This is a genomic window from Bradyrhizobium sp. HKCCYLS3077 (assembly GCF_051167555.1).
Taxonomy (GTDB): Bacteria; Pseudomonadota; Alphaproteobacteria; order Rhizobiales; family Xanthobacteraceae; genus Bradyrhizobium.
Map to the genome: position 1 here is coordinate 85920 of NZ_JBNPTH010000001.1, position 13071 is coordinate 98990.

A 13071-nucleotide genomic window follows, 5' to 3' on the forward strand; every position below is an offset into this window, starting at 1 on the left:
CCTCCGCTTCCGCTAGCCTCTGCATCGGGAGGGGCACCATGGTCCAGCGCGTTTCCACCGTCGCCTTCGAGGGGATCGAGGCCCGCGCGGTCGACGTGCAGGTCCAGGTCGCGCCGGGACTGCCGGCGTTCGCGATCGTTGGCCTCCCGGACAAGGCAGTGTCGGAGGCGCGCGAACGAGTCCGTTCGGCGCTGATCGCCTCTGGCCTCGCGCTGCCGGCGCGGCGGATCACCGTCAACCTGGCGCCCGCCGATGTGCCGAAGGAAGGCAGCCATTACGACCTGCCGATCGCGCTCGGCCTGATGGCGGCGATTGGCGCGATTCCGCCGGATGCGCTGAGCGGCTTCACCGTACTTGGCGAGCTTGGCCTCGACGGCTCGCTCGCGCCCGTCGCCGGCGTGCTGCCGGCCGCGATCGGCGCCAATGCGCGTGAGGAGGGGCTGATCTGTCCGGCCGCCTGCGGCGCCGAGGCGGCGTGGGCCAGTCCCGACCTTCAGATCATCGCGGCGACGTCGCTGATCCAGATCGCCAATCACTTCAAGGGCACGCAGGTGCTGTCGCGCCCGCAACCGAAAATCCAGGAGGCGCCCGCGAGCCTGCTCGACCTGCGCGACATCAAGGGCCAGGAGAGCGGCAAGCGGGCGCTGGAGATCGCAGCCGCCGGCGGCCATCATTTATTGATGATCGGAAGTCCAGGTGCCGGCAAGTCGATGCTGGCGGCGCGGCTGCCTTCGATCCTGCCGCCGCTGTCGCCGGCCGAGCTGCTGGAGGTCTCGATGATCGCCTCGGTCGCCGGCGAGATCGAGGGCGGCGCGCTGACCAATCGGCGTCCGTTCCGCAGCCCGCACCATTCGGCGAGCATGGCGGCACTGACCGGCGGCGGCCTGCGCGCGCGGCCGGGCGAGATCTCGCTGGCGCATCAGGGCGTGCTGTTCCTCGACGAGCTGCCGGAGTTCGACCCGCGCGTCTTGGATTCACTGCGCCAGCCGCTTGAGAACGGCGAGGTCTCGATCTCGCGCGCCAACCACCGCGTCACCTACCCTGCCCGCTTCATGCTGGTCGCCGCGATGAACCCCTGTCGCTGCGGCAATGCTTTCGAGCCCGGCTATGCCTGCAAGCGCGGCCGCATCGACCGCTGCACCGCCGACTACCAGACCCGCATCTCCGGCCCGCTGATGGACCGCATCGACCTGCGCATCGAGGTGCCCGCCGTCACCGCCGCCGACCTGATCCTGCCGCCGTCCAAGGAAGGCTCCGCCGAGGTCGCGGCCCGCGTCGCCGCCGCGCGCGACCTGCAACGCGCCCGCTACGCCAAGGCCGGCCTGCCGCACATCCGGACCAACGCCGAAGCGCCGGCCGCCGTGCTCGACGACATCGCCAAGCTCGATGCACCTGGCCAGAAGCTGCTGCGCGAGGCCGCCGAGACGATGCGGCTGTCGGCGCGCGGCTATCACCGCGTGCTGCGCGTGGCGCGTACGCTGGCCGATCTCGACCATGCCGAGACGATCGGCCGGCTGCATCTGGCGGAGGCCCTTTCCTATCGCGCCCTGGCCGAGGACAATCGGCACGCGGCGTAACCGCGACGCCCTCCATCAACCCTCTGGTAACGACTTCTCTTTACGCTCCGACAACCATAAGGCCCGCGTTTCCGCCCCTAGGCCTGTTGCGTCGGTGCGTGTCATGTTGCGTTTCAAGGTCATCGTGTCGGCCGTGCCGCTGATCGCGGCCGCTGTCTTTGCCAAGATTGAGTTGGCGCCCTCCGCCCAGCCCTGCATTGCCATCGGCGCCGACAGCGTCCTGCTCGGCTCGGGCCCGTTCCACGCCGATCTCCATGTCGACTTCACCGACGATCCCGCACGCGCGACGGTGCGCGTGGCGCTGGCCGACAGTCCGGAGACGGCCGATTTCGTGGTCGTGGATGATGCGCCTGGCCGGGAGGATCAGGGCTGCGGCATGAGCGCCGCCACCCAGGTCGTCGCGATCGCCGCCGATCCGCATCCGGACGCGACGCTGATCTATCTCGCCCGTGACGATGCGGCGGATGGCCGCGCCGACTATCGCATCTATGTGCGCTCCAGCCGCACCAGCGCGCGCGAAGCGGCGGCGCTGATCGTCGCGGCACGCAGTCACTCGCCTTCCCCGGTCAATCCGGTGCTGTGACCCGGACTAACGTCCGGTTCACCATCTCTGCACGGGCGTTGCACGTGTGGAGCAGCCTTCAAAGTCTCGGCAAGACCGACGTCGCATGGTGCGGGTCGGCAACGACATTGGAATCGAGATCGTCGGGGACGAGCGATGGGACGGATGTTTCATATCAGGCTGCAGCTGCGCCGCTTCATGCGCCGTCACCGCACCATCTTCGCGATCCTGCGGTCGCTGATGATCTTCTCCGCCGGGTTCGGCGGCGCCTATGGCTTCATCAAGGCCAGCATCTCCGAGAATTCCGGCTATAACCCGCACACCTTCGCGATCGGCGCGAGCTTCCTGTTCGCGCTCGCCTGCGTCGGCCTTGCAACGCTCAGCATGCGGCTGCGCTTTGTGAAGAAGAAGCTGCACAAGATCGCGCTTCACAACGAGGTGCTGGCCGACCGGAATTGGGAGTTACAGGAAGCCGAGCAGCGGGCGCGGAACCTGTTCGAGCAGCAGGGCGATCTCATCGTCATGCGCGAGCAGGACGGCAGGATCGTATTCGTCAACGACGCGTTCTGCCAGATGGCCGGTCTCGACCGCGAGAACCTGGTCGGCAGCCGCTTCGCCTTCGGGCTGATCGAGCAGGGCGACAGCGCGCTCGAGCCCAGCGGCACGCGCGTGCATGACCAGCGCATCGACAGCGCGATCGGGCCGCGCTGGATCGCATGGCGCGAGGCGCTGGTGCGCTCCGATGCCGGCCACCCTGCCCTGCTGCAATGTGTCGGCCGCGACGTCACCGACCGCACCGAGACCGAGCGCGCGCTGGCCGATGCGCGCGACCAGGCCAACGCCGCCAACCGCGCCAAGTCGCGCTTCCTGGCGATGGCCAGCCACGAGATCCGCACGCCGCTGAACGGCATCCTCGGCATGAGCGGGCTGCTGTTGGAGACGCAGCTGACGCCGGAGCAGACGACCTACGCCAGGGCGGTGCGCACGTCAGGCGAAGCGCTGATGTCGCTGATCAATGAGCTGCTCGACTATTCCAAGATCGAGGCCGGCAAGCTGGCGCTGGAGGCGCAGCCGTTCTCGCTGGCCGCGCTGATCGAGGAGATCACCGAGCTTCTGGCGCCGCGGGCGCAGGCCAAGCAGCTTGAGATCGCGGCCTATATGGATGAACGGCTGCCGACTTTCGTGACGGGCGACGCCGCGCGGCTGCGCCAGGTGCTGCTCAATCTGGCCGGCAACGCCATCAAGTTCACCTCCAAAGGCGGCGTCGCCATCATCGCCGAGCCTGGCATCTGGCCGAACGAAATCAGCTTCCAGGTCCGCGACACCGGCATCGGCATCGCCGCCGATGCGCAGGAGCGCATCTTCCGCGAATTCGAGCAGGCCGACGACAGCGTCGCCCGCAGCTTCGGCGGCACCGGCCTGGGGCTGGCGATCTCCGACCGCATCGTCAAGCGGATGGGCGGCCGGATCAATCTGCAGAGCGAGCTCGGCGCCGGCTCGACCTTCGAGGTCTCCGTCCCGCTGCCGGCCGCGCTCGAGCGCGGCGAGCAGAACAGTTTTCGCGGACCCGATCTCACCGGACAGTCGATCATGCTGATCGCACCGCCCGGGCTGCAGGCCGAGCTGATCGAGCGACGACTGCAGAACTGGGGCGCGCAGACCTGTCTCGTCGCCGAGACCGAGGTGGCCGAAGCGCTGCTGCCGGAGCGCGCCTGGCATGCCGTGCTGGTGGACGACGCCATCGGCAGCGAGACGGCGCGCAGCCTCGGCATGGCCGCGCAGCGCCACACCACGCGTCTGATCGTGCTGGTCACGCCGGTGAGCCGCCACGAACTGGCGCCGACGGCGCCGTTTAATGGCTATCTGGTGAAGCCGCTACGCGCCGCCTCACTCGCCGCCCGCGTCGGCTTCGACGTCGATGGCGCGGCCGCGACGCTGATCGACGATCCCGTTCCGATGATCGCGCCGCCGATTGCCGCGCGCGCCGGCACCGGCTTGTCGATTCTCGTGGCCGAGGACAACGACATCAATGCGCTCTTGATGCGCTCGCTGCTGACCAAGCTCGGGCATCATGCCGATATCGCCGTGCACGGCGAGGCCGCGCTGGATTCCTGGCTCGCGGCACGCTCGGCCAGCACGCCCTACGATTTGATCCTGATGGACGTGCAGATGCCCCGCCTCGACGGCATCGCCGCGGCGAAGCGCATCCGCGCGCTCGAAGCCGCCGAGCCCGGCCGCCGCACGCCGATCCTGGCGCTCACGGCGAACACGCTGGTCGAGGACCGCTACGCCTGCTTCGAGGCCGGCATGGATGGATTTTTGGTCAAGCCGATCGATCGTGACAAGCTGGACGAGGCCCTCGCCAATCTGGCCGCTGCGCGACAGGTGGCCGCATAATGATGAGTTTGTAGTACGGGAGGTGTTTGCGCTCCCTCTCCCCGTTCTTCACGGGGAGAGGGTCGGGGTGAGGGGCAGCCACACGGGTGGTGATAATTCTCTGCCTCTCAGAGCCGCCCTGCTCGTCCGTCAGACCTGCAACTCGGCTGCGCATTTGCCGTACCCCCCGGATTGCTGCGCAATCCGACCTCTCCCCGCAAAAGGGCAGGGAGAGGTTGCACCGCGCTAGCCTGATTAGCGGGGCACTAAGTGAGCATCCGCAAGGCAAGCCATTCCGGGGCATTCGCGCGCAAAATCGCGCAGCCATTTTGAAGCAGCGCGAATGAGCCCGGAATCCATAGCCACAGTCCGCTATCTCTTAAGGGACAATAGCCACGAGCATCTCGGCCCATATGACCGATCGTGGTGATGGATTCCGGGCTCGCGCTTCGCGCGCCCCGGAATGACCGAGACTATTTGACAGCGGAAACTTTTCGAAATCTCGCTCGGCTCAGCACCGAACTCACAACCGCCGCAGAGCCACCGATTCGATCTCGTGATCGGCGCCCTTCTTCAGGATCAGGGTCGCGCGCGGTCTCGTGGGCAGAATGTTGTCCTCGAGATTGGCGAGGTTGGTGCGTTCCCAGATCGCGATCGCGGTGGCGGTGGCCTCTTCGTCCGACAGCAGCGCGTAGCGGTTGAAGTAGGAGCGCGGGTCGTGGAACGCGGTGTCGCGCAGCGACAGGAAGCGCTTCACATACCATTTGCGCAGCACCGCCTCGTCGGCATCGATATAGACCGAGAAGTCGAAGAAGTCGGACACGACGGGCACGGCCTTGCCGTCGCGCGGCAACGGCCCGGTCTGCAGCACATTGACGCCTTCGACGATCAGGATGTCGGGCTGGTCGATCTCGGTCCACTGGTTGGGCACGATGTCGTAGCTGAGATGCGAGTAGACCGGCGCACGCACCGGATGGCGGCCGGCCTTGATGTCGGAGAGGAAGGCGAGCAGCCGGGCCTTGTCGTAGCTCTCCGGAAAGCCCTTCTTCTGCATCAGGCCCTGCCGTTCGAGCACGGCGTTCGGAAACAGAAAGCCGTCGGTGGTGATGAGATCGACCTTCGGCCGCGGCGACCAGCGCGTCAGCAGCGCCTGCAGCACGCGCGCGGTGGTCGACTTGCCGACCGAGACCGAGCCGGCGACGCCGATGATGTAGGGCATCTTGCGGTCGCGGATGCCGAGGAACTGACGCTGCGCGTAGTACAGCCGCTGCGCCGCATCGACATACATCGACAGCAATCGCGACAGCGGCAGGTAGATGTCCTCGACCTCCTGCAGATCGAGGCGGTCGTGCATCGAGCGCAGCTTCGAGAACTCGCCGGGCTCAAGCGTCATCGGCGTGTCGTTGCGCAGCTCGGCCCATTGCTGGCGGGTGAAGACGCGGTACGGATTATATTGTTGTTCGGTGGTGCGCATATCCATGACGCTGCCCTTCGTTTCCCCCGGCCGTCGCGCCCTACTCCGTCTTGCGCGATGCCTTTTCTTCCAGCCCCGACTGACCGGTCCGCTTGCCGAGCGCCGCCTCGACCTCGTCGAGCCTGATGTCGCGCGACTTCAACACCACCAACAGATGAAACAGCAGATCGGCGCTTTCGGAGATCAGATGTTCGCGATCAGGGCCGACAGCGGCGATGACCGTCTCGACCGCCTCCTCGCCCATCTTCTTGGCGCACTGCGCCGGACCCTTGTCGAGCAACTTGCGCGTATACGACGCCTCGCCGCCCGCCGCGGCGCGCGCGTCGATGATGGCAGCCAGGTCGTGAAGCGTGAAGCGGGACATCAGCCAGGTCTCAGAACGCCGGTCCGCCCAGAGTGGCCGGACAAGCGTTCATCTAACATTTTTGCGGCGCAATGTCGTCAGGGATCGAGCCGCATCGGCAAGCCCTGGCGCACCATGTGCTCCTTGGCCTGACGGATGGTAAATTCCCCGAAATGGAAGATCGACGCCGCGAGCACGGCGGTCGCCCTGCCCTGACGGATGCCGTCGACCAGGTGATCGAGATTGCCGACGCCGCCGGAGGCGATCACCGGTACGGGCACGCTGTCAGCCACCGCCCGGGTCAGCGGCAGGTCAAATCCCTGGCGGGTGCCGTCGCGGTCCATCGAGGTCAGCAGGATCTCGCCGGCGCCGAGCGCGACGACCTCCTGCGCGAATTCCAGCGCGTCGATGCCGGTCGATTTGCGGCCGCCATGGGTGAAGATCTCCCAGCGCGAGCCGCCGCCGGGACGCGACACCGACTTGGCGTCGATCGCGACCACGATGCACTGCTCGCCGAACTTCTCGGCGGCTTCCTTCACGAATTCGCGACGCGCCACCGCGGCCGAGTTGATCGAGACCTTGTCGGCGCCGGAGCGCAGCAGGGTCTTGATATCCTCGATGGTGCGGACGCCGCCGCCGACTGTGACCGGCATGAAGCAGGCCTCCGCCGTGCGGCGGACGACGTCGAGCATGATGCCGCGGTTCTCATGAGTCGCGGTGATGTCGAGGAAGCAGAGCTCGTCGGCGCCGGCGGCGTCATAGGCGATCGCGGCTTCGACGGGATCGCCGGCATCGCGCAGATTGACGAAGTTGACGCCCTTGACGACCCGTCCGTCCTTGACGTCGAGGCAGGGAATGACGCGGACCTTGAACATATTGTTCTCCCCTACCCGCTGATCGCGCGGATCAACGCCAAGGCTTCGGCCGGATCCAGCCGCCCGTCATATAGCGCGCGGCCGGCGATGGCGCCTTCGAGTTTCTTCGCACGCGGCGTCAGCATCGCCTTGACGTCCTCGATCGAGGCGAGGCCGCCGGAGGCGATGACGGGGATCGAGATGGCGTCGCCGAGTGCGATGGTGGCGTCGAGGTTGAGACCCTTGAGCAGGCCGTCGCGGGCGATGTCGGTGAAGATGATCGCGGCGACGCCGGCGTCCTCGAACCGCTTGGCGATGTCGAGTGCTGTCACTTCGGAGGTCTCGGCCCAGCCTTCCACCGCGACCTTGCCGTCGCGGGCGTCGAGGCCGACGGCGACGCGGCCGGGGAAGTTTTTAGCAGCCGTCTTCACCAGCTCGGGATCGCGCACCGCGGCGGTGCCGATGATGACGCGGGTGATGCCCTTGTTGAGCCAGGCCTCGACCGTCTTGAGATCGCGGATGCCGCCGCCGAGTTGCACCGGCATCTTCACGACTTTCAGCATCGACTCCACCGCCTGCGCATTCATCGGCTTGCCGGCGAAGGCGCCGTCGAGATCGACGACGTGGAGATATTCAAAGCCCTGGTCGGCGAAGCTCTTCGCTTGCGCCGCGGGATCGAGGTTGAACACGGTGGCGCGCGCCATGTCGCCCTGCTCCAGGCGCACGCATTGGCCGTTCTTCAGATCGATGGCGGGAAACAGGATCATATCTGGTGTCTCTCAAGAGCGCGCCCTGCCCGCCCCGGGGCGAACAGGACGACAGCGCTCACGGCTTCCATTTCAGGAAGTTGGAAATCAAGGCGAGACCGAACCGCTGGCTCTTCTCGGGATGAAATTGCGTGCCGATGGCCGTGTCTTTGCCGACGATGGCGGTGATCGGCCCGCCGTAATCGGCGCGCGCCAGCACCTCGTTCTCGTTGACGGCATTGAGATGATAGGAGTGCACGAAATAGGCGTGCAGGCCCTTCGGCCCAAGCGGCAGCTTCTCCAGCACCGGATGCTCCTGCAACACGTCGAGCGTGTTCCAGCCCATATGCGGAATCTTCAGGCTTTCATCACGCGGCGTGATCTTCTCGACATCGCCGGAGACCCAATCGAAGCCATCGGTCGTGACATGCTCCTTGCCGCGCGTCGCCATCAGCTGCATGCCGACGCAGATACCAAAGAACGGGCGCGCCTTGTGGCGCACGGCCTCGGTCATCGCCTCCAGCATGCCGTCGACGGCGTCGAGGCCACGGCGGCAATCGGCGAAGGCGCCGACGCCCGGCAGCACGATGCGGTCGGCGCGATACACCGTGTCGGGATCGCGGGTGACGACGACCTTCTGCGGATCCTCCATGCCGCGCGCGGCGCGCTCGAACGCTTTGGCGGCGGAATGCAGATTGCCGGAGCCGTAATCGATGATTGCGACGCTCATCGTCCACCTCCGGGTTCTGGGAACAAGCCAATGATGCTGGCGTGGGGCAAAGGCGGTGGCGGCCGCTGGCCGTTGTCGCGCGTCGGCGGCGCGGCGCCGCGATCGACGGTGTTGTTGTCGTAGCCGAGATCGCTGCGCCGCGCAGTCCAGCGCTCGAAGAAGCGGCGCTCGGCGGCATCGAGATCGTCGGCGACGACGACATCGAGCTGGCGCCAATGCCCTCGCGAATAGCTCCAGCGCTTCAGGCTGGAGGCCTCAAGTCCGAGCAGGATCGCGATCAGGAGATCGATGGTGGCGATCGCGCCGCCGGCGACTCCGACCTTAGCCAGCACCAGATCGATCAGGATCACCAGCGCGATGTAGCCGATGACTGCGAGCCACAGCCGGTGCCAGGCCAGCCAGACGGCCCCGAGCACGGCGGCCCAGAGATGGAAGCCGTCGCGGATGAAGACGAAGCGATCCGTCGAACGCAGATCGGCTCCAGCGGCGAGGGGCGCGTGAACCGTATAGACGGGCATGTCAAAAATTCCCTTGGAGGAGGGAGGTCAGCCGCCGAGCTGACCCTTGGTGGATGGCACTTCGCCCTTGTTGCGCGGATCGATCGCGAGCGCTGTCCGCAACGCCCGCGCCAGACCCTTGAAGCAGGATTCGGCGATATGATGGGCGTTCTCGCCGTACAGCGTTTCGACATGCAAGGTGATGCCGGCGTTCATCGCGAAGGCGTTGAACCATTCGCGCACCAGCTCGGTGTCGAACTCGCCAATCTTGTCGCGCGCGAAGGTGGTGCGGAACACCAGCATCGGCCGGCCCGAGACGTCGATCACGACCCGCGTCAGCGTCTCGTCCATCGGCATGTGGATCGAGGCGTAGCGGGTGATGCCGGCCATGTCGCCGAGCGCCTGGCGCACGGCCTGGCCGAGCGCGATGCCGACATCCTCGGTGGTGTGGTGGAAGTCGATATGCAGGTCGCCGACCGCCTTGACGGTCATGTCGATGCGGGAATGGCGGGCGAGCAGGTCCAGCATGTGATCGAAGAAGCCGATACCGGTCGCGATCTCGACGACGCCGGTGCCGTCGAGGTTCACGGACACCTCGATGTCGGTCTCTTTGGTCTTGCGCTTGATGGACGCGCTACGCATGGGGTCAGCTTTCCCTTGAAAACGCGGCCCTTTTATCAGGCGGATGACACCTTAGCTACTGCGGGATGACGCGCTCTTGGCCTGATCTCGGGCCATGGTGAGCGGATTTCAAGGCCCGCCAGGGCAGGGCGGGGACCCGGTAATTGTATCCCCCGGCCTGAGGCCCTAAATGAGGGCACCAACCAAGGACGTCCCATGCACGCATCTTCCCATGAGCCCACCGTCTGGCACGGCACCACGATCCTGACCGTCCGCAAGGGGGGCAGGGTGGTCGTGGGCGGCGACGGCCAGGTCTCGATCGGCCAGACCGTGATCAAGTCCAACGCCCGCAAGGTCCGCAAGCTCGGCAAGGGCGACGTGATCGGCGGCTTCGCCGGGGCCACGGCGGACGCCTTCACCCTGTTCGAGCGGCTCGAGAGCAAGCTGGAGCAGTATCCGGGGCAGCTCACCCGCGCGGCCGTCGAGCTCGCCAAGGACTGGCGGACCGACCGCTATCTGCGCCGGCTGGAAGCCATGATGATCGTGGCCGACAAGGAGGTCTCGCTGGTGCTGACCGGGACCGGCGACGTGCTGGAGCCGGAAGCGGGCGTGATGGCGATCGGCTCGGGCGGCAATTACGCGCTGGCGGCGGCGCGGGCGCTGATCGACACCGATAAGGATGCCGAGAGCATCGTACGCAAGTCGCTCGATATCGCCGCCGACATCTGCGTCTACACCAACCGCAACATTACCATCGAAGCGCTCTCGGCCGAGTAGGCGATGACCGCGGACGGAATCAGCGTTTCGTCCCGCCGGTCGCCCGGGCTCTGGCTCGGGCTGGTGCTTGCGTTGTTGGCTCTCCAGGCCGCGATCCTGTTCGCGATGGGCCGGCTGCCGATCTGCGCCTGCGGCACCGTCAAGCTGTGGCATGGCGTGGTGCAGAGCTCGGAGAACTCGCAGCATCTCACCGACTGGTACACGTTCTCGCACATCATCCACGGCTTCCTGTTCTATGCACTGACCGCGCTGATCGTGCCGCGGCTGCCATGGCAAGGCCGGCTGATCATCGCGATGCTGATCGAGGGCGCCTGGGAGCTGGTCGAGAACTCCAGCATCATCATCGAGCGCTATCGCGCCGCGACGATCTCGCTCGATTATTTCGGCGACAGCGTCGTCAACTCGGTCGGCGACACGCTGGCGATGATGACCGGCTTTTTGCTGGCGCGCGTGCTGCCGGTGTGGCTGACCGTGCTGATCGCGATTATGTTCGAGATCGGCGTCGGCCTGCACATCCGCGACAACCTGACGCTCAATATTCTGATGCTGATCTATCCGACCGAAGCGATCCGGCAGTGGCAGGCCGGACCGCCTTTGCTGTGAGGGCAGGGCGGCGATGAATGTTGGCTTCCGTCCGATGACCGAAGACGATTTGCCGGCCATCCGTGACTGGCTGCAGCAGCCGCATGTCCGCGAATGGTGGGGTGATCCGGACGAGCAATATGCGTTGCTCGATGGCGACCGTCATGAGCCGGCCATGGATCAGTACATCATGCTGATGGATGGCGAAGCGGCCGGCTATCTGCAGTGCTACGCCCTCACCGCGTGGAACGACGGCTTCGGTCCGCAGCCGGACGGCACCCGCGGCATCGACCTGTTCATCGCCGGCCCCGAGCGCATCGGCCAGGGTCACGGTCCGCTGGTCCTCCGAACCTTTTGTAACCTGATGTTTCAGCGCGGCGTCCCGCGCGTGATCACCGATCCCTCGCCGGCCAATGCGCGGGCCATTCGCGCCTATGAAAAGGCGGGATTCCGACGCGAGCGCCTGATCGACACACCGGACGGCCGGGCGCTGCTGATGTCCTGCCAACCCGCCGACTTGCCTCGCCGCCCATCCGAGCCTAGCTAGAGCCCTATGACCGACTTTTCCCCTCGCGAAATCGTCTCCGAACTCGACCGCTTCATCGTCGGCCAAGCCGACGCCAAGCGCGCGGTCTCCATTGCGCTCCGCAACCGCTGGCGGCGGCTGCAGCTCGATACGGGCCTGCGCGAGGAGGTGCTGCCGAAGAACATCCTGATGATCGGCCCGACCGGCGTCGGCAAGACCGAGATCGCGCGGCGGCTGGCCAAGCTCGCGGGCGCGCCGTTCCTCAAAGTCGAGGCGACCAAGTTCACCGAGGTCGGCTATGTCGGCCGCGACGTCGAACAGATCATCCGCGACCTCGTCGAGGTCGCGATTCACCAGGTACGTGAGCGCAAGCGCAAGGACGTCGCCGCGCGCGCACAGTTGGCCGCCGAGGAGCGGGTGCTCGACGCTCTGGTCGGCGCCAATTCGAGCGCCGCGACCCGCGACTCGTTCCGCCGCAAGCTGCGCGCCGGCGAGCTCAACGACAAGGAAATCGAGATCGAGACGCAATCGTCGGGCGGCGGCATGCCGATGTTCGAGATCCCGGGCATGCCTGGCGCGCAGATGGGTGCGATCTCCATCGGCGACATCTTCGGCAAGCTCGGCGGCCGTACCAAGACGCGGCGCGTGACGGTCGAGGCTTCGCACGACATCCTGATCGCGGAAGAATCCGACAAGCTGCTTGACAGCGACCAGCTGGTGCAGGAGGCGATCACCGTCGTCGAGAACAACGGCATCGTGTTCCTCGACGAGATCGACAAGATCTGCGTGCGCGAGAACCGCCATGGCGGCGACGTCTCGCGCGAGGGCGTGCAGCGCGACCTGCTGCCGCTGATCGAGGGCACCACGGTCTCGACCAAGCACGGCGCCGTCAAGACCGACCACATCCTGTTCATCGCGTCGGGCGCGTTCCACATCGCCAAGCCATCCGACCTGCTGCCGGAGCTGCAGGGCCGCCTGCCGATCCGCGTCGAGCTGCAGGCGCTGACCCGCGACGACATGCGCCGTATCCTGACCGAGCCGGAGGCGTCGCTGATCAAGCAATATGTGGCACTGATGAAGACCGAGGGCGTCACGCTCGACATCACCGACGATGCGATCGATGCGCTCGCCGACGTCGCGGTCGCGGTCAACTCGACGGTCGAGAACATCGGCGCGCGCCGGCTGCAGACGGTGATGGAGCGCGTGCTCGACGACATCTCCTTCACCGCCTCCGACCGCACGGGCGAAACCATGCGCGTCGACGCCGCCTATGTGCAGCAGCACATCGGCGATCTCGCGAAGAATGCGGATCTCAGCCGGTTCATTCTGTAGGCGTCTGCCCGAGCGCTCACCGCAAACTCCGCCGTCGTCCCGGCGAACGCCGGGACCCATAACCACCGAAGCTG

14 protein-coding genes are annotated in these 13071 nt (G+C 66.4%); 7 read left to right on the plus strand and 7 right to left on the minus strand.

Translation table 11 applies throughout. The features are described from left to right. Positions 1-38 precede the first annotated feature (38 nt). The 3 genes from ACQR0Z_RS00400 to ACQR0Z_RS00410 all read left to right on the plus strand — a co-directional run bounded on the left by ACQR0Z_RS00400 (position 39) and on the right by ACQR0Z_RS00410 (position 4536). Entirely contained in the window at positions 39-1577 is a 1539-nt protein-coding gene (locus ACQR0Z_RS00400; RefSeq protein ID WP_434857928.1) for a YifB family Mg chelatase-like AAA ATPase, read from the plus strand. A gap of 103 nt (positions 1578-1680) precedes the next feature. Next, positions 1681-2160 (plus strand): hypothetical protein, encoded by a 480-nt coding sequence (locus tag ACQR0Z_RS00405; protein WP_434857929.1) that lies wholly within the window; start codon positions 1681-1683, stop codon positions 2158-2160. 135 nt (positions 2161-2295) lie between these two features. Continuing rightward, the gene (locus tag ACQR0Z_RS00410; RefSeq protein WP_434917338.1) at positions 2296-4536 is read left to right on the plus strand and encodes an ATP-binding protein; all 2241 of its coding nucleotides are present in this window, start codon (positions 2296-2298) and stop codon (positions 4534-4536) included. A 502-nt stretch (positions 4537-5038) separates the two neighbouring features. Here ACQR0Z_RS00410 and coaA read toward each other — a convergent pair. The 7 genes from coaA to hisB all read right to left on the minus strand — a co-directional run bounded on the left by coaA (position 5039) and on the right by hisB (position 9801). Then, positions 5039-5995 (minus strand): type I pantothenate kinase, encoded by a 957-nt coding sequence (coaA, locus tag ACQR0Z_RS00415; protein ID WP_434857931.1) that lies wholly within the window; start codon positions 5993-5995, stop codon positions 5039-5041. Positions 5996-6029: 34 nt separating this feature from the next. Beyond that, a complete protein-coding gene (locus ACQR0Z_RS00420; RefSeq protein WP_434917339.1) occupies positions 6030-6353 on the minus strand; it encodes a phosphoribosyl-ATP diphosphatase in 324 nt (107 codons plus the stop codon). A 77-nt stretch (positions 6354-6430) separates the two neighbouring features. Then, entirely contained in the window at positions 6431-7207 is a 777-nt protein-coding gene (hisF, locus tag ACQR0Z_RS00425) for an imidazole glycerol phosphate synthase subunit HisF (protein WP_434917340.1), read from the minus strand. Positions 7208-7218: 11 nt separating this feature from the next. Next, positions 7219-7953, minus strand: a complete 735-nt coding sequence (gene hisA, locus ACQR0Z_RS00430; protein ID WP_434917341.1) for a 1-(5-phosphoribosyl)-5-[(5-phosphoribosylamino)methylideneamino]imidazole-4-carboxamide isomerase — start codon at positions 7951-7953, stop codon at positions 7219-7221. Between the two features lie 58 nt (positions 7954-8011). After that, positions 8012-8662 carry an imidazole glycerol phosphate synthase subunit HisH gene (gene hisH, locus ACQR0Z_RS00435; protein ID WP_434917342.1) on the minus strand — a complete coding sequence of 217 codons (651 nt, stop codon included), beginning with the start codon at positions 8660-8662 and terminating at the stop codon, positions 8012-8014. After that, positions 8659-9180, minus strand: coding sequence for a DUF2628 domain-containing protein (locus tag ACQR0Z_RS00440; RefSeq protein ID WP_434917343.1), 522 nt, complete (start codon positions 9178-9180; stop codon positions 8659-8661). The genes hisH and ACQR0Z_RS00440 overlap by 4 nt, the downstream gene beginning before the upstream one ends. A gap of 27 nt (positions 9181-9207) precedes the next feature. After that, positions 9208-9801, minus strand: a complete 594-nt coding sequence (gene hisB, locus ACQR0Z_RS00445; RefSeq protein ID WP_434917344.1) for an imidazoleglycerol-phosphate dehydratase HisB — start codon at positions 9799-9801, stop codon at positions 9208-9210. A gap of 195 nt (positions 9802-9996) precedes the next feature. On the opposite strand from hisB, the gene hslV reads away from it, so the two are divergent. From hslV to hslU, 4 genes are read left to right on the plus strand one after another with little or no spacing between them, the layout of a single operon-like run. Then, positions 9997-10557 carry an ATP-dependent protease subunit HslV gene (gene hslV, locus ACQR0Z_RS00450; RefSeq protein WP_006612664.1) on the plus strand — a complete coding sequence of 187 codons (561 nt, stop codon included), beginning with the start codon at positions 9997-9999 and terminating at the stop codon, positions 10555-10557. Positions 10558-10560: 3 nt separating this feature from the next. Continuing rightward, the gene (locus ACQR0Z_RS00455) at positions 10561-11160 is read left to right on the plus strand and encodes a DUF2585 domain-containing protein (protein ID WP_434917345.1); all 600 of its coding nucleotides are present in this window, start codon (positions 10561-10563) and stop codon (positions 11158-11160) included. A 13-nt stretch (positions 11161-11173) separates the two neighbouring features. Beyond that, entirely contained in the window at positions 11174-11686 is a 513-nt protein-coding gene (locus tag ACQR0Z_RS00460; RefSeq protein WP_434917346.1) for a GNAT family N-acetyltransferase, read from the plus strand. Positions 11687-11692: 6 nt separating this feature from the next. Next, positions 11693-12997: an ATP-dependent protease ATPase subunit HslU gene (gene hslU, locus ACQR0Z_RS00465; protein WP_009031372.1), complete on the plus strand. Its 1305-nt coding sequence runs from the start codon at positions 11693-11695 to the stop codon at positions 12995-12997. Positions 12998-13071 lie beyond the last annotated feature (74 nt).

Excerpts from the sequence above, each read along its gene's own strand:
- hslV (WP_006612664.1), top strand. The coding sequence starts at position 9,997 with ATGCACGCATCTTCCCATGAGCCCACCGTCTGGCACGGCACCACGATC.
- ACQR0Z_RS00420 (WP_434917339.1), bottom strand. The coding sequence starts at position 6,353 with ATGTCCCGCTTCACGCTTCACGACCTGGCTGCCATCATCGACGCGCGC.
- ACQR0Z_RS00410 (WP_434917338.1), top strand. The coding sequence starts at position 2,296 with ATGGGACGGATGTTTCATATCAGGCTGCAGCTGCGCCGCTTCATGCGC.
- ACQR0Z_RS00405 (WP_434857929.1), top strand. The coding sequence starts at position 1,681 with ATGTTGCGTTTCAAGGTCATCGTGTCGGCCGTGCCGCTGATCGCGGCC.
- hisA (WP_434917341.1), bottom strand. The coding sequence starts at position 7,953 with ATGATCCTGTTTCCCGCCATCGATCTGAAGAACGGCCAATGCGTGCGC.
- hisF (WP_434917340.1), bottom strand. The coding sequence starts at position 7,207 with ATGTTCAAGGTCCGCGTCATTCCCTGCCTCGACGTCAAGGACGGACGG.
- hisH (WP_434917342.1), bottom strand. The coding sequence starts at position 8,662 with ATGAGCGTCGCAATCATCGATTACGGCTCCGGCAATCTGCATTCCGCC.
- hslU (WP_009031372.1), top strand. The coding sequence starts at position 11,693 with ATGACCGACTTTTCCCCTCGCGAAATCGTCTCCGAACTCGACCGCTTC.
- ACQR0Z_RS00440 (WP_434917343.1), bottom strand. The coding sequence starts at position 9,180 with ATGCCCGTCTATACGGTTCACGCGCCCCTCGCCGCTGGAGCCGATCTG.
- ACQR0Z_RS00455 (WP_434917345.1), top strand. The coding sequence starts at position 10,561 with ATGACCGCGGACGGAATCAGCGTTTCGTCCCGCCGGTCGCCCGGGCTC.
- coaA (WP_434857931.1), bottom strand. The coding sequence starts at position 5,995 with ATGGATATGCGCACCACCGAACAACAATATAATCCGTACCGCGTCTTC.
- ACQR0Z_RS00460 (WP_434917346.1), top strand. The coding sequence starts at position 11,174 with ATGAATGTTGGCTTCCGTCCGATGACCGAAGACGATTTGCCGGCCATC.
- ACQR0Z_RS00400 (WP_434857928.1), top strand. The coding sequence starts at position 39 with ATGGTCCAGCGCGTTTCCACCGTCGCCTTCGAGGGGATCGAGGCCCGC.
- hisB (WP_434917344.1), bottom strand. The coding sequence starts at position 9,801 with ATGCGTAGCGCGTCCATCAAGCGCAAGACCAAAGAGACCGACATCGAG.